18 protein-coding genes are annotated in these 20,917 nt (G+C 62.3%); 9 read left to right on the top strand and 9 right to left on the bottom strand.

The window, feature by feature from the left end:
- Positions 1-22 precede the first annotated feature (22 nt).
- Genes folE2 through PMI24_RS12120 form a run of 6 tightly spaced genes read left to right on the top strand, consistent with a single transcriptional unit; the run spans position 23 to position 5,235 of the window.
- Positions 23-919 (top strand): GTP cyclohydrolase FolE2, encoded by an 897-nt coding sequence (gene folE2 / locus PMI24_RS12145; protein WP_007954230.1) that lies wholly within the window; start codon positions 23-25, stop codon positions 917-919.
- A complete protein-coding gene (locus PMI24_RS12140) occupies positions 916-1,584 on the top strand; it encodes a metal ABC transporter ATP-binding protein (RefSeq protein WP_007954228.1) in 669 nt (222 codons plus the stop codon). The genes folE2 and PMI24_RS12140 overlap by 4 nt, the downstream gene beginning before the upstream one ends.
- On the top strand, positions 1,584-2,450 hold the full coding sequence (locus PMI24_RS12135; protein WP_007954226.1) for a metal ABC transporter permease: 867 nt from the start codon (positions 1,584-1,586) through the stop codon (positions 2,448-2,450). Before PMI24_RS12140 ends, PMI24_RS12135 begins: the two co-directional genes overlap by 1 nt.
- Positions 2,451-2,461: 11 nt before the next feature.
- Positions 2,462-3,337, top strand: a complete 876-nt coding sequence (locus PMI24_RS12130; protein ID WP_007954224.1) for a metal ABC transporter substrate-binding protein — start codon at positions 2,462-2,464, stop codon at positions 3,335-3,337.
- Entirely contained in the window at positions 3,334-3,894 is a 561-nt protein-coding gene (locus tag PMI24_RS12125) for a gamma carbonic anhydrase family protein (RefSeq protein ID WP_007954223.1), read from the top strand. Before PMI24_RS12130 ends, PMI24_RS12125 begins: the two co-directional genes overlap by 4 nt.
- A gap of 3 nt (positions 3,895-3,897) precedes the next feature.
- The gene (locus PMI24_RS12120; protein ID WP_007954221.1) at positions 3,898-5,235 is read left to right on the top strand and encodes a dihydroorotase; all 1,338 of its coding nucleotides are present in this window, start codon (positions 3,898-3,900) and stop codon (positions 5,233-5,235) included.
- A 46-nt stretch (positions 5,236-5,281) separates the two neighbouring features.
- Here the strand turns inward: PMI24_RS12120 and PMI24_RS12115 are convergent, their stop codons facing one another.
- Positions 5,282-5,800 (bottom strand): DUF3617 domain-containing protein, encoded by a 519-nt coding sequence (locus PMI24_RS12115; protein WP_007954220.1) that lies wholly within the window; start codon positions 5,798-5,800, stop codon positions 5,282-5,284.
- 146 nt (positions 5,801-5,946) lie between these two features.
- On the opposite strand from PMI24_RS12115, the gene cls reads away from it, so the two are divergent.
- Positions 5,947-7,386 (top strand): cardiolipin synthase, encoded by a 1,440-nt coding sequence (gene cls / locus PMI24_RS12110; protein ID WP_007954218.1) that lies wholly within the window; start codon positions 5,947-5,949, stop codon positions 7,384-7,386.
- A 2-nt stretch (positions 7,387-7,388) separates the two neighbouring features.
- Here cls and cfaB read toward each other — a convergent pair whose 3' ends face one another.
- The 5 genes from cfaB to hflK (PMI24_RS12085) form a co-directional block, all read right to left on the bottom strand.
- The gene (gene cfaB, locus PMI24_RS12105; protein ID WP_007954216.1) at positions 7,389-8,576 is read right to left on the bottom strand and encodes a C17 cyclopropane fatty acid synthase CfaB; all 1,188 of its coding nucleotides are present in this window, start codon (positions 8,574-8,576) and stop codon (positions 7,389-7,391) included.
- A 177-nt stretch (positions 8,577-8,753) separates the two neighbouring features.
- Positions 8,754-10,661, bottom strand: a complete 1,908-nt coding sequence (locus PMI24_RS12100; protein ID WP_007954214.1) for a heavy metal translocating P-type ATPase — start codon at positions 10,659-10,661, stop codon at positions 8,754-8,756.
- Positions 10,658-11,716 carry a protease modulator HflK gene (gene hflK / locus PMI24_RS12095; RefSeq protein WP_007954212.1) on the bottom strand — a complete coding sequence of 353 codons (1,059 nt, stop codon included), beginning with the start codon at positions 11,714-11,716 and terminating at the stop codon, positions 10,658-10,660. The genes PMI24_RS12100 and hflK (PMI24_RS12095) overlap by 4 nt, the downstream gene beginning before the upstream one ends.
- Positions 11,713-12,759 (bottom strand): protease modulator HflC, encoded by a 1,047-nt coding sequence (hflC, locus tag PMI24_RS12090; protein ID WP_045121726.1) that lies wholly within the window; start codon positions 12,757-12,759, stop codon positions 11,713-11,715. The genes hflK (PMI24_RS12095) and hflC overlap by 4 nt, the downstream gene beginning before the upstream one ends.
- Positions 12,756-14,702, bottom strand: coding sequence for a protease modulator HflK (gene hflK / locus PMI24_RS12085; protein ID WP_007954208.1), 1,947 nt, complete (start codon positions 14,700-14,702; stop codon positions 12,756-12,758). Before hflK (PMI24_RS12085) ends, hflC begins: the two co-directional genes overlap by 4 nt.
- A gap of 210 nt (positions 14,703-14,912) precedes the next feature.
- Between hflK (PMI24_RS12085) and lpdA the strand changes: the two genes are divergently transcribed.
- Positions 14,913-16,313: a dihydrolipoyl dehydrogenase gene (gene lpdA, locus PMI24_RS12080; RefSeq protein WP_007954206.1), complete on the top strand. Its 1,401-nt coding sequence runs from the start codon at positions 14,913-14,915 to the stop codon at positions 16,311-16,313.
- Positions 16,314-16,350: 37 nt separating this feature from the next.
- Here the strand turns inward: lpdA and PMI24_RS12075 are convergent, their stop codons facing one another.
- On the bottom strand, positions 16,351-16,824 hold the full coding sequence (locus tag PMI24_RS12075; protein ID WP_007954205.1) for an Lrp/AsnC family transcriptional regulator: 474 nt from the start codon (positions 16,822-16,824) through the stop codon (positions 16,351-16,353).
- A 144-nt stretch (positions 16,825-16,968) separates the two neighbouring features.
- Here PMI24_RS12075 and PMI24_RS12070 point away from each other — a divergent pair, with 144 nt between their 5' ends.
- Complete coding sequence (locus PMI24_RS12070) at positions 16,969-17,598, top strand: LysE family translocator (protein WP_007954204.1); 630 nt, start codon at positions 16,969-16,971, stop codon at positions 17,596-17,598.
- On the opposite strand, the gene PMI24_RS12065 is transcribed toward PMI24_RS12070, so the two are convergent.
- On the bottom strand, positions 17,595-19,733 hold the full coding sequence (locus PMI24_RS12065) for a hypothetical protein (protein WP_007954203.1): 2,139 nt from the start codon (positions 19,731-19,733) through the stop codon (positions 17,595-17,597). The two genes, PMI24_RS12070 and PMI24_RS12065, sit on opposite strands and share 4 nt — an antisense overlap.
- A complete protein-coding gene (locus tag PMI24_RS12060) occupies positions 19,720-20,913 on the bottom strand; it encodes a DUF3142 domain-containing protein (protein ID WP_007954202.1) in 1,194 nt (397 codons plus the stop codon). The genes PMI24_RS12065 and PMI24_RS12060 overlap by 14 nt, the downstream gene beginning before the upstream one ends.
- Between the last annotated feature and the right edge of the window lie 4 nt (positions 20,914-20,917).

Genomic DNA, 20,917 nt, shown 5'->3' with positions numbered 1-20,917 from the left:
AATCACCACGATGGAACTGCTCATGAACGCGCTGACTTTGCCGGATGTCGCGGCTCAAGCCGCCCGCCAGGCCCTGCCTCTCGAATGGGTGGGGATGTGCGGCATCGCTTTACCTGTGTTTATCGAAGGCCAACGCCTGGCTGCCAAAGCGGATGCAGGCGTCAGTCTGGATGATGGAGACGCACGCGGCATTCACATGTCGCGGCTCTATCTGGGGCTGGAAGCGCTGGAACAGCAGAACCTTTCTCCCGCGCTTCTGCGAAAAGTTCTGCAGCGTTTTCTGGACAGCCACGAAGATTTGTCCGAAGCCGCCTATCTCAATATCCACACCGATTTACTCCTGAGAAGGCCCGCGTTGGTAACTCCTTTGGCGGGATGGAAAACCTATCCCGTCACTGTTTCAGCCCAGCTAGAAAACAAAGTGTTCCACGTGGAACTGAAAATCGACGTCGCGTATTCCTCAACTTGCCCGTGTTCCGCAGCATTGGCGAGGCAGTTGATCCAGCAACAATTCGTCGACGACTTCGCCAACAAGCCACTGCAACACGCCGATGTGTTGGCGTGGCTCGGTTCGACCCAAGGCATCGTGGCCACACCTCACAGCCAGCGCAGTACTGCCCAGCTGCATTTGCACCTGGATGAATTCGTCGACGAACTACCCCTGACGTCCATCATCAACGACGCCGAAGCAGCCCTCGGCACCGCCGTTCAAACCGCTGTGAAACGCGCTGACGAACAAGCCTTCGCCCTCGCCAATGGCCAGAACCTGATGTTCTGCGAAGACGCTGCCCGCCGCCTGAACCTGGCACTGCGTCGCTCACCCGGTATCAGCGAATTCAACGTAAGAGTCATCCACGCCGAAAGCCTTCATGCTCATGACGCTGTCGCCGAGAGTCATTGGCGCCGGGAGCAGCCATGATTCGCTGCCACAACCTGAGTTGGGGGATACCCGGCCAACCGCTCACTGCACCGCTCAACCTGAGATTGGAAGGTGGCAGCCTGACGGCCATCATCGGCGTCAACGGCAGCGGCAAAAGCAGCCTGCTCAAAGTCATCGCCGGTTTACAGCGACCGCTGTCCGGCAAGGTCGAGTTGGGTGTTCCACGCCAAAGCGGTTTGTCCTTCCTGCCTCAACAACAGCATCTGGATCGACAGTTCCCGATCAGTCTCCAGGAATTGGTGGCAGCCGGCTTCTGGGGACGCCGACTGTCGTCGCAACTGAGAGCCCAACGTCTCGAATCCGCACTGGAAGACTGGCACCTGAGCGGACTGGAACATCGTCCCTTGATGGCCCTCTCCGGCGGGGAACTGCAACGCGCCCTGCTCGCCCGATTGAGTCTGGCCGACACTCCGCTGCTGCTGCTCGACGAACCCCATGCCGCACTCGACGAACTGGGTCAGACACTGTTGTGGCAACACCTCCACGCCTGGCATGAACAAGGACGAACCCTGGTCGTGGTTTGCCATGACCTCGCCGCCGTGCGCCAACACATTCCACAGACCTTGCTGATCAAACAGAGCGGCTGCGCATTCGGCAGCAGCGTCGATCTCATCCAGCAAACGCCTCACACGCAGGTGGCCTGATGCTGACGCTCACCCATCTATGGCAGCCGTTCCACGAGTTCGTCTTCATGCGTCGCGCCCTGCTCGGCGGTCTGGTATTGGCGTGCAGCACAGCACCACTGGGCGTTTTTCTGATCCTGCGCCGGATGAGCCTGATCGGCGACGCCGTCGCCCACGGCATCCTCCCCGGCGCCGCGTTGGGGTTCTGGTTCGCCGGGCTGAGTCTGCCGGCACTGACCCTCGGCGGGCTCGGTGCCGGCTTGAGCATGGCCGGACTCGCCGCGTGGATCACCCGACGCACCGGCCTACGCGAAGACGCCAGCCTCGCCGCGATCTATCCCATCTCGCTGGCCAGCGGCGTGCTGATTCTCGGCATCGCCGGCAAGCGACTGGATTTGCTGCACCTCCTGTTCGGCTCTGCTTTGGCGGTGGACGGCCCGACCCTCAACGGCATGTTGTGGGTATCGGCACTCAGCCTGATGGCCATGGCGCTGATCTACAAACCGTTGCTGCTCGACACGCTCGATCCGTTTTTCCTGCGCACAGTCAGCCGACTCGGCCCCGTCGCCCATGGCGTGTTCCTGACGCTGGTGGTGCTCAATCTGGTGATCGGCTTCCAGGCGATCGGCGCCTTGATGGTAGTCGGCCTGATGATGCTGCCCGCCGCCGCCTCTCGTTTCTGGAGCCGGCGCCTGCCGATCCTGATTGCCATCGCCGCGCTCATCGGTTGCGCCTCGGTATGGCTCGGCCTGTTGCTGTCGTTCTACTACTCGCTGCCCAGCGGCCCGGCCATCGTGCTGGTCGCCGGCGCCGGCTATTTGCTGTCCGTGGTGTTCGGACCGGTTCACGGTCTGTTGCGCCGCCCGCCTTTGCTCACATCCCAATGAGGTGTTTCCCGATGCGCGCTCTACTCGTGCTGTTCAGCCTGATGCTGTCGATGTCGTTATCGGCGGCGGAGAAACTGCCGGTGGTCACCAGTTTCAGCATCCTTGCCGACATGGTGCATCAGGTCGGCGGCGAGCATATCCAGATCACCAACATGGTCGGCCCTGACGCCGATGCCCATACTTACGAACCGACGCCGGATGACGCCAAGGCCCTGCTCAAGGCGAAGCTGATCATCAAGAACGGGCTGGGTTTCGAACCCTGGCTGGATCGGCTGGTTGCCAGCACCGACACCAGAGCCCCGGTGATCAGCGCCAGCCGCGGCGTGATTCCGCGCTCGCTGGATGAGGACGGCGAAACCGTCCCCGATCCTCACGCCTGGCACAACCTGGCGAACGCCGAGCTCTACGTCGCCAACATCACCAAGGCGCTGATCGCTGCTGACCCGGCAAACAAAGCCGACTACGAGCGCAACAGCCAAGCCTACCTGAAACAGATCTACGCCCTCCTCGCCCAAGCGAAAGCCAAGCTCGGTTCACTGCCGCCGGGTAACCGCAAGATCGTCACCAGCCACGATGCCTTCGGTTATCTCGGTCAGGCCTACGGCATCGACTTCATGGCGCCACAAGGCCTGTCCACCGAACGCGAACCTTCCGCTGCCGAAGTCGCCGCGCTGATCACCCAGATTCGCCAGGCCAAGGTCAAAGCGGTGTTCATGGAAAACATCAAGGACGCGCGCCTGCTGAAACAGATCGCCGACGAAAGCGGCGCGCACATCGGCGGCACGCTGTACTCCGACGCCCTCGCCGCCAGCGGCCCGGCCAGCACCTTCACCGGGCTGTTCGAATACAACCTCAACACTCTTTACCAAGCCCTGAGCCAACCATGATCCGTAAAAATCCTTCCGGTGATTTGCCGCAGATTGCCGAGTCTGCCTACGTCGATAAAACCGCGATCATCTGCGGCAAAGTGGTGATCGGAGAAAACGTGTTCGTCGGCCCGTATGCGGTGATCCGCGCCGATGAAGTGGACGCCACGGGCGAGATGGAGCCGATCATCATCGGCGCCAATTCGAACATCCAGGACGGCGTGGTGATCCACTCCAAATCCGGCGCGGCGGTGACCATCGGCGAATTCAGCTCCATCGCCCACCGCTCGATCGTGCATGGCCCGTGCACGGTCGGCGACCGGGTGTTTATCGGCTTCAACAGCGTGCTGTTCAACTGTGTGGTCGGCAACGGTTGCGTGGTGCGGCACAACTCGGTGGTCGACGGTCGGGATCTGCCGGACGCGTTCTACGTGCCCTCCACCACCCGCATCGGCCCGGGCACCGACCTCTCGCAATTCCCGCCGGTGAGCGTCAGCGCTTCGGAGTTTTCCGAAGACGTGGCGCGTACCAACGTTGATCTGGTGCGCGGCTACAAAGCCCTGCAGAACGAGTTCTGAATCATGAGCAGTGTGCTGATTCGCAATGCGCGGCTGGTGAACGAGGGGCGTGAATTCGACGCCGATCTGTTGGTCAGCAACGGGCGCATCGTCAAGATCGCCGGCAGCATCGAAGGTGAAAACGCGATCCGTGAAATCGAAGCCAACGGCCAATGGCTGCTGCCGGGAATGATTGACGACCAGGTGCATTTCCGTGAGCCGGGTGCGCCGGCCAAGGGCAGCATCCATACCGAATCACGTGCGGCGGTAGCGGGCGGAATTACCAGCTTCATGGACATGCCCAATACCAACCCTGCCACCCTGACCCTTGACGCGCTGGCCGACAAAAAGCGCCGGGCAGCGATCAACTCGGTGGCCAACTACGGTTTTCATTTTGGGGTCAGTCACGACAATCTGGACATTGTTGCGGCGCTGAATCCGAGCGAGGTGGCCGGTGTGAAAGTGTTCATGGGCGCGTCGACCGGCAACATGCTGGTGGACGACCCGCACACCCTCGAGCGCCTGTTCGCTGAAGTGCCGACGATTCTGCTGGCCCACTGTGAACACACGCCGAGCATCGAAGCGAATGCCGCGAACCTGCGCGAACGCTTCGGCAACCAACTGCCACCCGACGCCCATGCGCAGATCCGCAATGCCGACGCCTGCTTTCGCTCATCGTCTCTGGCGGTGGATCTGGCCAGACGTCACGGCACTCGTCTGCACGTCCTGCACCTGACCACGTCGCGCGAGCTGGCCCTGTTCGAAGACAAGCCGCTGTCGCAAAAACGCATCACTGCCGAAGTCTGCCTGCATCACTTGCTGTTTGATGACCGTGACTATCCGAACCTCGGCAACCTGATCAAATGCAATCCGGCGATCAAGTCCCAGGCCGATCGTGACGCCCTGCGCCAGGCATTGCTGAGCAATCGACTGGACGTGATCGGCAGCGATCACGCACCGCACACCTGGGCGGAAAAACAGCAAGCGTATGAACAGGCACCGTCCGGGCTGCCCCTGGTGCAACACGCGCTGCCGGCGTTGTTGGAACTGGTGGCGGATGGCGTGTTGCCGATCACCACGCTGGTGGCCAAGACCAGTCACCGGGTGGCGGATCTGTTTGCCATTCCGGACCGCGGTTATTTGCGTGAGGGGTATTGGGCGGATCTGGTGTTGATTCAACCGGAGCCCAAAGGTGTCGCGGTGTCACGCCAACCCGTTCTGTCGCAATGCGGCTGGACGCCGTTCGCTCAGCGCAGCTTTCGGCATCGGGTCAGCACGACGATGGTATCGGGGCAGATTGCATGGCATGACCAACGGATCCATGACAACTGCCAGGGATTGCCGCTGCGGTTCATGCGCTGAAAAAAAACCGCCTCCACTCGATGTGGAGGCGGTTTCGATGGTGACGTTACGCTCGCGGTTTGACCGTGCCGCAATCCTGACCCAGCCAGACTGCCCGGGTTTCCAGACTGCCCTTCTGGTTGATCCCGATGGCATTGAAAGTACCGTTGGCGACGGTGGTGAACTCACGGTCACTGAGGAACGTCGCAACACCGGTGCCTTGAGCTTTCGGGCAACTGAAGCGGAATTTCCACTGGTTGCCGACACGCTCGGTGATCTGCTGCTTGCAGCCCGACTGCGGATCCGCCAGCGGAATATCGTTGGTCGCCACCTGCTGCGGCGTCAGGCAGGCGCGGATGCCCTTGCCGCCGATGTTGATCCCCTGCTTCTCCAGTTCAGCCCGTTGCTGAGGGGTGATCTGGCCCTGAATCTGGCCGAGGATCGATTGCACATCCATCACCTGATCATCGACCTTCACATTGCTCGACGTCATTTCCCACAACCCCGGCTGCAGCATTTGCGCCTGAGCAACCACCGGCAAGGCCAAACCCAGGCCCAGCGCCAAACCCAGCAGACGAACGTTCATTGAAAAACTCCTGATCAGTAGTGGCCGTTAGACGCCGGCCGCCTGTTTCGGTTCATGGCGGGCGCCGGCGGCTTGAAAACAAATAGCGACAATCGCCATGGAACATGGTCTGTTAAGCATTGAATCTTCAGGAGCAAGGTTGCCCCATGGATTATTTCGGACCGCACATTTTCGGTTATCTGATCGCCCTGATACACACCCTCGGCTCGATCGCCGCGATCCATGCCGTATTGACCGTACGCACCGCTCAAGGCTCGATCGCCTGGGCGTTGTCGCTGATCTTCATTCCCTACCTCACCCTCATCCCGTATCTGGTGTTCGGCCGTAGCACCTTCGATGGCTACATCAAGGCCCGCCGCCAGGCCAACGAACAGATGCGCCAGGCGATTTCCGAACTCAACTGGCGGCCGTGGGTGGAAGAAGCCCTGACTGCCCGCGCCTCGAATGCTTATGACTCGTTACGGGCGATGCCGAAGCTGGGGCGCATGCCGTGCCTGGCCAACAATGAAGTGCGATTGCTGATCAATGGCGCAGCCACCTTCGAGGCGATTTTCCACGCAATCGACCAAGCACGGGAAGCGGTGCTGATCCAGTTTTTCATCATTCACGACGATCGTCTCGGTCAGCACCTGCGTGACCTGCTGCTGAAGAAAGCGGCCGAAGGCGTGGTGATTCATTTGCTTTACGACCGCATCGGCAGCCACGCCCTGCCCCACAGCTACGTGCAGGCGCTGCGCGACGGCGGCGTCGAGGTCAAGGCGTTCGCCACCCGCAGCGGCTGGCTCAATCGTTTCCAGGTGAATTTCCGCAACCACCGCAAGATCGTGGTGGTCGACGGGCTGATCGGGTTTGTCGGCGGCCACAACGTCGGCGACGAATACATGGGTGAAAAACCACCGCTGGCACCGTGGCGCGACACCCACGTCCAGGTGCGCGGCCCGGTGGTGGCGTGCATGCAGGAGTCATTTGCCGAAGACTGGTTCTGGGCCGCACGATCGTTGCCGCCGCTGATCCTGCCGGACGCCTACCCGGAGGATGGCGTGCTTTGCCAATTGCTCGCCAGCGGCCCGGCGGATGCTTACGAAACCTGCTCGCTGTTCTTCGTCGAAGCCATCCACGCCGCCACCGAGCGCGTGTGGATCACCAGCCCCTACTTCATTCCCGACGAAGCCGTGTTCGCGGCGTTGCGCTTGGCAGTTCTGCGCGGAGTCGACGTGCGCCTGTTGCTGCCTTCGCGTCCCGACCACCGCATTGTCTACGCCGCCTCCAGCCTTTACGCGTTCGAAGCGGTGCGCGCCGGCGTGCGGGTGTTCCGCTACGAGCCGGGTTTCCTGCATCAGAAAGTGGTGTTGATCGACAGCGAAATCAGCGCCATCGGCAGCGCCAATCTGGACAACCGTTCGTTCCGGCTGAATTTCGAAGTGATGCTGCTGACTGTCGACAGCGAATTCGCTGCCAGCGTAGAACAGATGCTCAACGATGACTTCGCCCAGGCCTATGAAGTCGCCAAAGAAGAAAGCCGGGAGATCCACCGCCTGCAACAGGTCGGCATGCGGATCGCCCGGCTGATTTCACCGATTCTCTAGGTTCAAGGGTTGTAGATGTCGTCCCTCGTCCACGGCAGTTCATGGCTGCCGTCGGCATGGGCCTTCACGGCGAGGATCTGGTGCAGATTGATCCAGCCGCGGGCAAATGCATAAGCGCAGCCCGCCAGGTACAGACGCCAGATGCGCAGCGCCTGATCCGGCACCAGTTTCGCGGCGGCCTCAAGGTTGTCCTCCAGCCGTTCGCTCCAGTGGTCCAGGGTGCGCGCGTAGTGCAGGCGCAGACTCTCGACGTCGACGATCTCCAGACCCGCTTCGCTGATCTCGGCCGAGATCATCGCCAGGTGCGGCAACTCACCGTTGGGGAACACGTACTTCTCGATGAAGTCCCCGGCACCGCGTCCGACCGGACGGCCATCGGTGTGCTTGGCAGTGATACCGTGGTTCATCACCAGACCGCCCTCTTTCACCGCGCCGAACAGGGTTTTGCAGTATTCGGCGAGATTGGCATGACCAACGTGTTCGAACATGCCGACGCTGACCACTTTGTCGAAACGCCCGTCCTGGGGCAGATCGCGATAGTCGAGCAGTTGCAGTTCGATCTGATCTTCAAGGCCTTCGGCTTTGACCCGCTCGCGGGCCAGGGCCAGTTGTTCCTTGCTCAGGGTGATACCGAAGACCTTGGCGCCAAATTCGCGGGCGGCATAACGCGCCAATCCGCCCCAACCGCAACCGACGTCCAACAGATAATCGCCTGGCTGCAAACGCAGCTTGCGGCACAGATGCCGGAACTTGGCTTGCTGGGCTTGCTCCAGGGATTCGCTGCCGGTTTCGAAATACGCGCAGGAATACGCCATGTCGCTGTCCAGCCACAGCTGGTAGAACGCGTTGGACAGGTCGTAGTGATAGGAGATGGCCTTGGCGTCGGTTTCCTTGTCGTGGAGCGTGCGCACCGGCTGACTGTCATCGTCTTCATCGAGCAGCGCCGTGCTCAGCTCATCGCACACCCGGATGACTTCGCTGATCGAGCCCTCCAGTTCGAGCTTGCCCTCGACGAAGGCCGCACCCAATGCGTCCAGACTTGGATGGGTGAACTGGCTGACCATCTGCGGGTCCTTGACCACAATGGTGACGCTGGGCGTAGGGCCCAGATTGAACTCATGGCCGTCCCAGAGTCGCAGGCGAAGCGGAAGCTGCAGATTCTGTAAGGCCGGTGGAAGTTGCGCGAGCATGGAATATCCCCCTGGTTTCAGACGTCTGATCTGAGGGTAGACCATCCTTGAAAATTAGCAGGCTATCGATTTGATAGTCGCCGACTATCAGCCGCAGAGGCTGTAATGACGCTGTCATCCTTGCTTCAGTGCGCCTTCTCAAATGACTGCGAGAGCGGCGCACAGTTCGAAAAATGATCAATCCGACGCTTTCAGCTTCAGCAGCGGTTCCTGAAACCGCAGCAGGCGCCCGGCATTGCCCAGCACCAGCAACGTGCTCAGGTTGTGCAGCAATGCAGCGATCATCGCGCCCGCTGCCCCGAGCCAGCCGAAGGCTGCGAATACCACGATGGCCAGCGTCCAGCCCAGACCGATGATCACGTTCACCTGCAAGGTGCGTCGGCACTGACGACTCAGGCGCACGCAGGTGCCGAGCCGACGCAGGTCACTGCCGATCAGCACGATGTCGGCGGAAGCCAGCGCAATGTCCGCGCCACCCGCTCCCATCGCGACACCGACGACGCCCGCCTTGAGCGCCAGCGAATCGTTGATCCCGTCGCCGACCACCATCGGCCGGAAGCCGTTGTCGATTTCCTTGAGCACTCGATTGAGTTTGTCTTCGGGCAACGCCTGGGCTTCGACTTCGTGCAGGCCGACATCCTTGGCCAGGGTCTGCGCGACGCTTTGCCGGTCACCGGTCAACAGCAGTTGCCGTCCGAGCCCGAGGTCACGCAGCTCACTCAGTGCAAATCGCGCTTCCGGTTTGACGGTGTCGGCCAGCAACAGCCAGGCAAGGAATTCGCCGTTCAGCGCCAACCCGGCAATCGGGCCGTCGTGTTCGGGGATCGCCGTGGTCGGGATGCCCAACTGCGCAAACAGCTCCGGGCGCCCGAGCGCGGCCTCGCCTTGCGCGGTTTTGGCCACTACGCCCAACCCCTGCCGCTCATGAATATCGGTCAGCACCAGCACCTGTTCCGCGCTGACCAGTCCCGCCAGCGCGCGGCTGACCGGATGGCTGCTCGCCGCACCCAGGCTTGCAGCCAGCGCCATCACCGCCCCGTGATCCGCTCGCGGGCTGTTGATCGACTGCAAGCGCAGCGTGCCGTAAGTGAGGGTGCCGGTCTTGTCGACGACCAAGGACGTAAGATCGGCCAGCTCCTCAAGGAACGCCGAGCTGCGGATCAGAATCCCGTGCCGAGCCGCCACCGCTACCCCGGCAATCGCCGTGGCCGGCGCCGACAGCACCAATGCGCAAGGGCATGCCGCCACCAGCACCGCGAGCATCGCCTGCGCATCGTTGGTGATGAACCAGGTCACCGCCGCGAGCAACAACACCAGCACCATGTAACTGCCGGCATAACGTTCGAGCAAACGAGTGATCGGCGGCTTGGAGCGTTCGGCGTTCTGCATCAGCGCGATGACTTTGCCGAGGGTGGATTCATCCCCGGTACGGGTCACTTCAATTCGCAGCAGCCCGTCGAGGTTGATCGCGCCGCCGAACACCGCCATGCCGACGCCCGCTTCCACCGGCACCGACTCACCGGTGATCGACGCCGTATCGAGGCTGGCCTGGCCGGATAAAACCCGACCGTCCGCCGGCACCCGATCCCCGGCGCGCACTTCCACTTTGTCGCCAGCCTTGAGCGTGCCGTTGTCGACTTCGATGATCGAGCCGTCCGCCTGCACCTTGCGCGCATGGCTGCGGGTCAGTTGGCCGAGGGCATGAATCGCTTCCTGGGAGCCGATCACACTGCGCTCTTCCAGCACGTGGCCGAAGATCATGATGATCGGCAACAACGCCGCCGTGAGCAGATCGCCGGTGGCCCAGGCCCCGATCATCGCCAGGGCGATCAACTGATCGGTGATGCCGTGCAGGCTCGGATAACGCAGGCTGAACCACGCCGAACGCATCACCGGCACCGCGACTAATAAAGAAGCGAATCCGAGCAACAGCTGACTGACGCCGGTTTGCTCCGGCATCAACCAGCGCCAGATCAGCCCCAGACCGAGCAAACCGAGGGCGAGCATCGCCAGGGTCAACTGGCGCGCGGCGCGGCGTTGTTCGGCCGAGGACAACAGGCTCGGAGATGAGGTGGTGGCAGTCATTTGCTGGCTCCCTGAATGATCAGGCGTGAATCGTCTTTCGGATCGACCGTGGTGACCGAACCGGCCTGACCGAGAATCTTCGGCATCCGCTCACGGTACAGACGCAACAGCATTTGCGGGTCCGTACCCTGCTGTTGCGCCTTGGCCAGACTCAACACCGTCGCCGTGTCGGCGGAGGCTTTGGCCAGGCGCTCACCGGCCTGGGCGTGGGCGACTTGCAGCGTGCGGTCGGCCTGTTCGTTGGCGGACTGGGTGAGTTTCTCGGCCTCGGTGCGGGCATTGGCGACCGCCTTGTCAGCTTGCTGGCTGGCGGTGAGGACGGCGTTGAACGCACTCACCGCCGGCTCCGGCAGACTCGATTGCACATCGACCCGCGCCACTTCGATGCCGATGCCCTGCCCGCTCGCCTTCAACTCGGCGAGACGTCGGTTGATGCCTTGCACCAGATCGCCACGTAGCCGTTCGCGACGTTCGGCGGCCTGATTATCAGCGCCGATCAGTTCCGGCCGAGCCACCAGAATCGTGTCCAGATCTCGCGCCGCCGTCAGTGCGACGGCGCTTCGCGTCACTACTCGATCCAGCGCAGGCAACACATGCTCGCCTTGCAGTACGAAGTCATAAGGATCGGTGACCTTGTAGAACACCCGCACATCCAGTTGCACCACTCCGGCATCACCGGTGAGCAGATAACCGGAGCCGGCCAACGCGTCACTCAGCGGCGTGGCGAAGGTGGCGACACGATCCGCTTGCATGGCCTGATCACTGCGCAGCAGATTTTCCACCCGGCGTTCAATCACCCGATCCGCCGCCGGCAACAAAACCACCTGTTCGAACGGCTGCGGCCAGGCCAATAACAACCCGGCATTCTGAATGCGATCCAGTGCTCCAAAGTGCAAAACCACCGCCCGGTTCTGCGGATCGATCTGCCGAACATTGGAAAACGCCCAGGCTAATGCCGCGAGCACGGTTACCGCATACAGCGCGAAAAACGCCAGACGTCCCGCCTGAATCCACGGACTGTTCAGCGAATGTGTTCCACGTGGAACTTCATTCATGGCTGCGATCCGCTTTTGCTGTCGAGATTCGGCGGTCCGTCGACCAACACCCGGAATGGCGCGGCGTCGGTGCGCAGGATCAGTTTGGTATCCGGCGAAACGATGGTGCCGAGGGTGTCCAGCGAGCGTAGCAAGTTGTACAGCTGCGGTGAGCCTGCGTAAGCGCGCCCGTAAATCTGCGCCGCTTCCACCCGCGATTGAGCTTCGATATCGGCGGCTTTCACCGTGGCGTCGGCTTGCACGATGCGCGCATCGCGTTCGGCGGCGGAGCGGATTTGCGCCGCTTCACGTTTGCCGATGGCGGTGCGTTCGGTGGCGATGGTTTCACGCTCGGCGCGCATCCGGTCGACCGTTGCGGTGAGGGTCACCGATGGCAATGTCAGACGCTCGATGCCCACCTGCACCACGCGCACGCCGTAAGTCGCGAGCAGTTGCTGATCGATTTGCTGGCGCAACTGCGCTTCGAAATCGGCGATGCGAACCTGGCTGGCATCGGTGTTCACCAGATTGGCCAGATCGAAACTGCTGGCCGTGGTTTCCAGTGCCGAGCCGACAAACGTCCGAATCTGCCGCGCCGCTTCGTCCGGCTGATTCTGCACGGCGCGCATGAAGCGCTGCACGTTGTCAGGATCGCCCTGCACCTGCCAGGCCACATACGCTTGAACGATGATGCGCAAACCGTCGCGGGTGCCGACGTCCTGCAAGCCGCTGGAGGTCGTGCGCAAACGCAGATCCACCGGAATCGCCGCTTCGAACGGTGCCGGCCAGCGCCAGCTCAGGCCAGGTTCCAGCAACACGCGAGATGGGTTGCCGAAACGGGTGATGACCGTGGCCTCACCGGAGCGCACTTGCACCAGGCTCGCCGCCGCGATGGCGAACGCCACCAGCAACGCTGCCCAGCCCATGCGTTTCCACGGAAAAGGCCCCGCCTCTTCCGGCGCACCGTGGTGATGGTGATGATGCCCGTGATGGTGATGACCGCCGCCATGAGCATGATCGTGGCCGCTGTGGTCATGGTGATCGTGAGTGTGCGACTGGCTCAATGGGTGGCTCCTGGCTGAGCGGTGGTGCGCGCCGGATCTGCCGGCAGCGTGAACGTACGCAGGTCGATGGTCGGTGCGTTACTGCTGCCGCCCAGACGATGGTCGAGTACCAGCAGTTTGGCTTTGCTCAAACCCTGGCTGAGTTGGCTGAGGTATTGCTCCAGCACGAAGGCCTGGCCGGCGCTGGCGTAGGCCTTCTGTTCGGCGCTGAATTTCAGATCCGCCGCCCGGGCGGTGGCGTTGATTTCATGGGCGTTGGCACTGGCCTGATCCCGAGCGAGGCTGGCCTGCAACTGCGCCTGATTACTCGCTTCGGCAGCGGCGCCGCGCTCGCGGGAGATCAACGCCTGAGCGCCGATCTGTGCCGCTTGCACGCTGTGATAGGCATTGGCCGCGCCTGCCGGCGGGTGAATCGCTTCGACCACCGTGGCGAGAATTTCCACGCCGCTGTCGAGTTTCTGCAGATCGCTTTGTACGGCGCGGCCGATTTCTTCGGCGAGCCCGGTCCTGTCCTCGCCGAGCAATCCGTCGAGGGTACGCGAGGCAAAGTCATGCACCAGAATCCGGCTGGCGGTGCTGCGGATCAGCGTGGGCACATCGGCGCTGTTGTAGGTGGCGGCCAACGCAGCTTGATCGCTCAGGCCGATGCGGTAGACGAAGCGCACGTCCATGTTGACGATCTGAAAGCTCTGCTGATCGCCACGGCTGCTGGCGATAACCTGGGACTTGTCGTTCACGTGGCTGGCGTCCCACAAACGGTTGGCGGTGAATGGCGCCGGGCCTTCTGCCGGATCCAACTGTACGGGTGACGGGTTCTCACCGACGCTGGTCGCCAGTTCATGCACCACGCCGTTTTCAACATTCAGTACACGCCCCAGCGGCCAAGGCAAACCGGCGTGTAAACCCGGCCCGAACACCTGCACCGGTTTGCCGAAGCGCTCGTAAATGCCACGGCTTTGCATCGGTATTTCGTGAAGGCCGGTGAGCAACCAGCCTACCGCCGCCACCAGCAACAACACCGGCAAGAAGGCGCGGCGCATGTAACTGAAGGCCCAGATCTGACGCAGATCGATGCCGAAGCGGTTGTGCAATTCGTGCTGCAACGCGAGCAGAGGTTGTGGCGGCCAGCGCAGCAGATCGGCAACGAAACTGCGGGCCAGCAACACCGGTTCGAGTTGTTCGCGGCGCGGGCTGAACAGCGACAGCAGCGCGCGCAACAGCAATTCCAGGGCAACCAGCCCCGGCAGAATGCCGATCAACACTGCCAGACGCACCGGCCAGATTGCACTGTCACTGGCAAACAACAGGCACAACGCACCCAGCACCAGACTGATGATTGCCACCCGCGTCAGTTGCGCCAGCGCTCCGGCCTCGGGCCATTGCGCCGGGTTTTCCTGCGCCAGTTGCCGCTCCAGTACCAGCAGAGCGAACGCCAGCAGCAACGCGATGGCCGCGCCGACCGTAGCGGACAACCCCACACCCGCCGCCGGCAGCGTCAGATTCCACATTTGCTCGATGCTTAACAGCGCCAGCAACGACCACCCGCCCAGCCACAATGTGGCCGCGCCGATCTGCCCGAGCAGGTGCAGACTGCGCTGGCTCATCCGATCCAGCAGCCGTTCGTACCAACCCTCTGGCGCAGGTTCCTCAGCAGCCGTAACCGGCACGACGGGATTGATCACCCGTGCCCGCCATTGCGTCACCCACCACGCCGATTGCAGCCCGGCCACCAGCACCAGCAACGCCGCGCTCTGATTGACCAGCAACGCGGGCCACAGCGATTGCGGTGCAAACAGCCCGACAAAAAATGCCAGTATCCACCCTGCCCCGGCCAACACGCCCAGACCGATGGCCAGGCGACGCAATCGCCGGCCCTGCGTTGCCGCTTGCTGAAAGCGCGGCAACCCGGTCACCGGCGTGCCTTCATCCAGATCGACTTGCATATCCCCCCAAAACCCTTGGCTCACTGCACATATCGTTACGATATAACGAAAGTCGTGAAATATTTGTACTCATTTGCGCCATTCAAAGATGTGCAACCTGTCGCTTGCCTGAAGCCTTGACCGAAATGTCCGGAAACGCACATATTACGTTCGTAATTTTCAGTGCGAACTACTTTTACCGATCCGCATCCTTCAGCCAGGAGTAAGAGCATGAGCAACTATGACGTGGTGATTCTGGGCGGTGGCCCCGGCGGTTATAACGCAGCGATCCGCGCCGGCCAGCTGGGCCTCAAGGCCGCGTGCGTCGAAGGCCGCGCCACGCTGGGTGGCACCTGCCTGAACATCGGCTGCATGCCGTCCAAGGCGCTTTTGCATGCGTCAGAACTATATGAAGCGGCGCTGGGCGCGGAGTTCGCCAACCTCGGCATCGAGGTCAAACCCACGCTCAACCTTGCGCAAATGATGAAGCAGAAAGACGAAAGCGTGAGCGGCCTGACCAAAGGCATCGAGTTTCTGTTCCGCAAAAACAAGGTCGACTGGATCAAGGGCTGGGGCCACATCGACGGCCCCGGAAAAGTCAGCGTGACCGGCGATCAGGGCAGCCGGATCGAGCTCACCGCGAAGGACATCGTCATCGCCACCGGCTCCGAGCCCACTCCCCTGCCCGGCGTGGAGATCGACAATAAGCGCATCCTCGACTCGACCGGTGCGCTGTCCTTGAGCGAAGTGCCCAAGCATCTGGTGGTGATCGGCGCAGGCGTAATTGGCCTCGAACTCGGCTCGGTCTGGCGCCGGCTCGGCGCGCAGGTGACGGTGGTGGAATACCTCGACCGCATCTGCCCCGGTGTCGACGGCGAAGCCGGCAAGACTCTGCAACGCTCACTGAGCAAACAAGGCATCAGCTTCAAGCTGAGCTCGAAAGTGACCAGCGCCACCTCCTCCGACACTGGCGTACAGCTCAGCGTCGAACCTGCCGCTGGCGGCAGCGCGGAAATCCTTGAAGCCGATTATGTGCTGGTGGCCATCGGACGTCGTCCGTACACCCAGGGCCTGGGCCTGGAAAACGTCGGCCTGAGCACCGACAAACGCGGCATGCTCGCCAACAAACAGCATCGCACCGAAGCACCCGGCGTGTGGGTGATCGGTGACGTAACATCCGGGCCGATGCTCGCGCACAAGGCCGAAGACGAAGCCATGGCCTGCATCGAACAGATCGTCGGCAAGGCCGGCGAGGTCAATTACGACCTGATTCCCAACGTGATCTACACCCGCCCGGAGCTGGCCAGCGTCGGCAAGACTGAAGAACAGCTGAAGGCCGAAGGCCGGGCGTACAAGGTCGGCAAATTCCCGTTCACCGCCAACAGCCGGGCGAAGATCAATCACGAGACCGAAGGCTTCGCCAAAGTCATCGCCGATGAGCGCACCGACGAAGTCCTCGGTGTGCACCTGGTCGGTCCGAGCGTCAGCGAAATGATCGGCGAGTATTGCGTGGCCATGGAATTCAGCGCCTCGGCCGAGGACATCGCCCTGACCTGTCACCCACACCCAACCCGCTCCGAAGCGTTGCGTCAGGCGGCGATGAATGTCGAGGGGATGGCGACGCAGATGTAAGCACTGTGCGAATACTTCCCGCGCAATGCGGGAAGTATCAGGACGGCAGATGCCCCAGCGGCAATGCGCCGGGCGTTTTCACCGTGTGGATCGCAAAATTGCTGCGGATATCGCTCACCCCCGGCAGCTTCAACAGGCAACCGGTGAGAAAGCGGTCGTAGGCGCGCAGATCCGGCACCACTACTTGCAGCAGAAAGTCCGATTCCCCGGACACCAGAAACGCCGAAATCACCTCTGGCAAAGCCGTCACCGCCCGGTGGAATGCCTCGGCCTGTTCGTCGTTGTGGCGCTCGACCTTGACCCCGACAAACACCGTCAGCCCCAACCCCACTTCATCGCGATCCAGATTGGCCTGGTATCCGCGAATCACCCCGGCCTCTTCGAGCATCCGCACCCGGCGCAGACACGGCGACGCCGACAGACCGATTTCGTCAGCCAGCTGCACATTGCTCAGGCGCCCGTCCCGTTGCAGCGCGGCGAGAATCTTGCGGTCGAAGGCATCCAGTTTCATGGTTGGCAGATCCTGATGGTTTACACGGTGAAAGAGCGCAGATTATGCCAATTCAGCGGCCTTTAGAAGCTGACTACGCAACCACCTGCCCTGCCCTTCGGCCCTAGACTGAGGCGACCGAATCGACAACGAAAGGGGTGCGACATGGCGAGTCTCTGGCTGTTTTTCCTGGCTTTGGCGGTGGTCTATCTGCTGCCCGGCCCGGACATGATCCTGCTGTTGCAGACCGGCGCCCGCCAGGGTCGCGGCGCGGCGCTGGCCACGGCGGTGGGCCTGGCGATTGCCCGAGCTTGCCACGTCGCGCTCGCAGCATTGGGGCTGGCGGCCCTGTTCAAGGCGGCGCCGTGGACGTTCGATGCCGTGCGGATTGCCGGCGCGGCGTACTTGCTGTGGATCGGCATTCAATGCCTGCGCACCACGCTGCTGCCGGATCTGAACGCCGACACCGTGACGGACAGTCATGCGCAGTGGTACGCAGCCATCCGTCGCGGCCTGCTGACCAACCTGCTCAACCCGAAAGCGTTGCTGTTCTGCTCGGTGCTGTTGCCGCAGTTCATCGTGGCAGATGGCGCACCGGTACTGACCCAATTCGCCGTGCTCGGCGCGATGCTAGTGGGCGCAGGCCTGCTGTTCGACAGTGCCTACGCCCTGACCGGCGCCGCGCTGGGCCGCTGGCTGAAACACAGCCCGACGGCCCAGCGAGTGCAGCAGTGGTTGTTCGGCAGCCTGTTGATCGGCTTTGCCGTGCGCCTGACGTTCGTCCAGCAGGCTTAGGTTTTGCGGACCTTGCGCTGGCGGCGGGTAATGATTACCAGCGCAATGACGGTCAACCCGACAATGGTGCCGATCTGTACTGCACGCTTATAGGGTCGCAACACTCCGCGTACAGCATCCACAACCTGGGTGACGTAGCGTTTGTCTGCGTTGGCGAAATCCGGATAAGGACATTGCTGGCCGAAATAGCCGCCCCAGCCCATGTACGGACCTTCTTTCACATATCGCTGATACAGCGCGCTTTGCTCTTGCAGGCTGCTATTGAAACCGGCTGCCGAGCACAACACCGCAGCAAACGCCTGACTGGTGTGCGGCAGATTATCCGCTGCACGACTGGCCAGCGCCGTGGCGACAAAACGGTAGTGATAACGCTCGTCCGGCTGCGCTTCACTGGCCTTCTGACGTTTCACCTCGGCTTCGCTCACCAGCGGCCCGACTTTCAGCTCGGTGTTTTCCAGACTGAAGTTGCCACCGAATGTCGCGTAATCCGGGGCCATTTCGTAGCCCAGGATGTCCATGCCCCACTCGCGGGCCGTCCACGCCGCATTGAACAGCGCGCTGGCACGCTTGGTCGGCCACCATGCCGAGTCGGCCTTCAGGCGTTGCTCACCATAGAGCCGGGCCTTGTTCTGCAGATCGGCGCTGTCGAAATAACCGACCGCTTCTTCGTAGTGCCCCTCACGCAACAAGCGCCGACCCAGCAGATTGCGCAGGCTGGCGGCCACCGGCAGAGGCACGTAATTGTCACGATCCTGCTGGCTCAGCGCAGGGGGTGCCGGGACGTTGGTATCGACATAGTTTTTCAATTCCTCGACCGTCAGCACTCGCTCGGCCACGGTCGCGGCGTCGAACCAGTAAATGTGCTGGCTGCGATACAACTGGTCGAACGCCTGCAGATACTCGCCACGTTGCAGCGCCAGAATCGCGCTTTCACCCTCGACCCGGCACTTGGGCTGCATGCTTTCGAGATTCCAGTCGGCAGTGCGCCGCTCGCCCCAGGACTCGCCCTGCGGGAACGCTTGCGCAGCTTTCGCATAGGCCGCAGCCGCCGCGTTCTTGTCTCCGTCACGCACCGCCAGTTTCGCCCGCAGCCACCACGCCAGACCGCTGTCGCCAGCGTGTTCGAGGAACGCCTTGGCACTGGCGTAATCGCCCTGTTGATAATTCATCGCCGCCAGTCGATCGGCGTTATCGAGGCTGCCGCGCGTGCTCGCTTGCAGGGCCTTGACCAGCTTCTTCTCGTTCGGCGGTTCATCGCCGAACGACCAGCCGATCCGGCTGATCAGCGAGGCGGTCACCAGTTGCTGAACGGCTTTGCCGCGCAGCAACTTCTCCAGTCGATCCTCGGGCTCTTCGGCCAGATCGTTCATCAACAGCTTCAGCGAGGTGTAGCCGACGTTCGAGCCATGCAGGTTTTGCGTGGCATAGAGTTCGATGGCTTTGTCCCAACTGCCCGCCGTGCGCAGCGCTCGCGCCTCTTCGCCGAGGCTGGCCACGCCGAGTTCCAGCGGATCGCTGAAACCGTCGATGCTCAGTTGCCGCGTCTGGCGGAAGGCTTCGATGGCGTTTTCCAATGCTTCAAGCGCATCGCCTGCTTCGCTGCTCATGGCAAAGAACGCCCGGCCCAGCGAATAAGCAGCCCAGGTGCTGCGCAACGCACGTTGATCGGCCGGCAGCGCCAGCAACTGACGGAAATACTCGACAGCCAGTTGATGATCACCGGCACCGAACGCCACGGCGCCCGCCACATACAGACGCAGTTCCGCCGGCAGGCTCACGCCCTGCACCTCGACCTGACGCGCATCGGTCAGGCTGCGCAATTGTTTGACCAGCGCTTGCTGTTCAGGCGTCAGGCCGATCTGCTCGGCCTTGGCGCGCACCTCGGCGGGTTCTGGCGCCTCGGCGTAGATGTCATCCGGATTGTGGGTGGCGGTAGTGACGTTCTTCAGCCCGGCAATGGTTTTGCCGAGGCGACTGATCTCGAACCTGAAGTTGCCCTCCGGCAGTTCCGCCAGCGATTGCCCGCGATCGTCGAGCAGACGCATCGGAAAATCCGGGCCGCAGGCCAGCGCCGAACCCAGCGGCAGGCTGAGGCTCAGGCAAAGCAGATGGCGGGGCCAGTTACGGGTCAACATGCGAACCTCCTTGATCAATATTTGCGCAGCGTGCCCAACCGATCGCACGTTGCCCGCCCGCCGGCAATCGGCCGTCGCGCAGGCGGGTGAAGGTAAGCAGATCCGCCGTCTGTTGCAACGCATAACCGGCGAGCGCATCGGCGCCTTCGCAGCCCCGGGCCTTGAGGGTGATGCGGGCGGGCCAGGCGCTGTCGAGGTTGCCGACGTTACGCAGGGCGATGTCTTGCAGGCCGTTCTGTTCGGTAAACGTCAGGCCAAGCTGGCTGCTCAATGCATCGCCTCGGGCGACCGCGCGCAGCGTACTCAGGCTCCAGGCTCTGCGGTCGTTGGCCAACGGCAGCCGAAACCAGATCAGACCGGCCAGGTGCGCCGGGCGATCCTCGCGTAACTCATTGGCCAACCGGCCCAGTTGTTGCGGATCGGCGAGCAATTCGCGTCGCTGGCCACCCCGTTCGAGTGGCACTTCGCTTTCCACCACCGGAGCGCCATCGGCATCCGCCAACAACGCCACGCCGTAGGCCGGCAGCGCCAGATAAAACGGTTTGTCGGTCACCCGCCCCCAGGCCTTGGCCCAGCGCTGCGCCTGCTCGGGATCGAACAGACCGCGACGCGGATCGCTGACGGCATGGACCTGCAACACACTGCTATCGACGGTCGCCAGCAGCGCCGGCAATTGCGGGCTATCGAGCCAGGCAGGCAGCGCGGTGATGCTCAGGGGCAGATTGGCCGGCAAGGCGCCGCGCAAATGAGCGAGGAATTCGGTATAGGCCGACAGTCGGGCACTGCCGGCGTCATGGTCGATCTCGACGCCGCTCAGGGTCAGTCCCTGGCCTTGCCAGTCAGCGAGCACTTGAAGGATTTGCGCCGTGACCGCTTGCGGGTCGAGCGCCTTGAGCTGGCCGTCGAGGCGAATTACCGCGATCAGCGGCCGGGCATCGCGTTTCAACAACGCAGAATCGACGCGTGCCCGACTCCATCCGGCATTCGGGAAAGCCTGCAACGCCAATACCCGCAACGTCGAAAAGTCGTTGCGACTGTCGTTCAGGGCAAGCTCATGGGCCGGCGTCCATTGCCGTTGCCAGACGTAAAGCTGCTGATCGAGCGGCACTGTGTCCTGTCGTTCACAAGCACACAGCAACAACACAGCCACCAGGGCTGACCACCCGATGATAAAGCGCATACCT

Origin of the sequence: Pseudomonas sp. GM25, assembly GCF_000282255.1 — a bacterium.
GTDB classification, from domain to species: domain Bacteria; phylum Pseudomonadota; class Gammaproteobacteria; order Pseudomonadales; family Pseudomonadaceae; genus Aquipseudomonas; species Aquipseudomonas aphyarum.
Note: the sequence above shows the minus strand (reverse complement) of the source record. Positions and strands in the feature narration are given on the sequence as shown.

Bases quoted from the DNA above. Each gene is read 5' to 3' on its own strand.
- folE2 (WP_007954230.1), top strand. From the start codon at position 23: ATGAACGCGCTGACTTTGCCGGATGTCGCGGCTCAAGCCGCCCGCCAG.
- PMI24_RS12140 (WP_007954228.1), top strand. From the start codon at position 916: ATGATTCGCTGCCACAACCTGAGTTGGGGGATACCCGGCCAACCGCTC.
- PMI24_RS12135 (WP_007954226.1), top strand. From the start codon at position 1,584: ATGCTGACGCTCACCCATCTATGGCAGCCGTTCCACGAGTTCGTCTTC.
- PMI24_RS12130 (WP_007954224.1), top strand. From the start codon at position 2,462: ATGCGCGCTCTACTCGTGCTGTTCAGCCTGATGCTGTCGATGTCGTTA.
- PMI24_RS12125 (WP_007954223.1), top strand. From the start codon at position 3,334: ATGATCCGTAAAAATCCTTCCGGTGATTTGCCGCAGATTGCCGAGTCT.
- PMI24_RS12120 (WP_007954221.1), top strand. From the start codon at position 3,898: ATGAGCAGTGTGCTGATTCGCAATGCGCGGCTGGTGAACGAGGGGCGT.
- PMI24_RS12115 (WP_007954220.1), bottom strand. From the start codon at position 5,800: ATGAACGTTCGTCTGCTGGGTTTGGCGCTGGGCCTGGGTTTGGCCTTG.
- cls (WP_007954218.1), top strand. From the start codon at position 5,947: ATGGATTATTTCGGACCGCACATTTTCGGTTATCTGATCGCCCTGATA.
- cfaB (WP_007954216.1), bottom strand. From the start codon at position 8,576: ATGCTCGCGCAACTTCCACCGGCCTTACAGAATCTGCAGCTTCCGCTT.
- PMI24_RS12100 (WP_007954214.1), bottom strand. From the start codon at position 10,661: ATGACTGCCACCACCTCATCTCCGAGCCTGTTGTCCTCGGCCGAACAA.
- hflK (WP_007954212.1), bottom strand. From the start codon at position 11,716: ATGAATGAAGTTCCACGTGGAACACATTCGCTGAACAGTCCGTGGATT.
- hflK (WP_007954208.1), bottom strand. From the start codon at position 14,702: ATGCAAGTCGATCTGGATGAAGGCACGCCGGTGACCGGGTTGCCGCGC.
- lpdA (WP_007954206.1), top strand. From the start codon at position 14,913: ATGAGCAACTATGACGTGGTGATTCTGGGCGGTGGCCCCGGCGGTTAT.
- PMI24_RS12075 (WP_007954205.1), bottom strand. From the start codon at position 16,824: ATGAAACTGGATGCCTTCGACCGCAAGATTCTCGCCGCGCTGCAACGG.
- PMI24_RS12070 (WP_007954204.1), top strand. From the start codon at position 16,969: ATGGCGAGTCTCTGGCTGTTTTTCCTGGCTTTGGCGGTGGTCTATCTG.
- PMI24_RS12065 (WP_007954203.1), bottom strand. From the start codon at position 19,733: ATGTTGACCCGTAACTGGCCCCGCCATCTGCTTTGCCTGAGCCTCAGC.
- PMI24_RS12060 (WP_007954202.1), bottom strand. From the start codon at position 20,913: ATGCGCTTTATCATCGGGTGGTCAGCCCTGGTGGCTGTGTTGTTGCTG.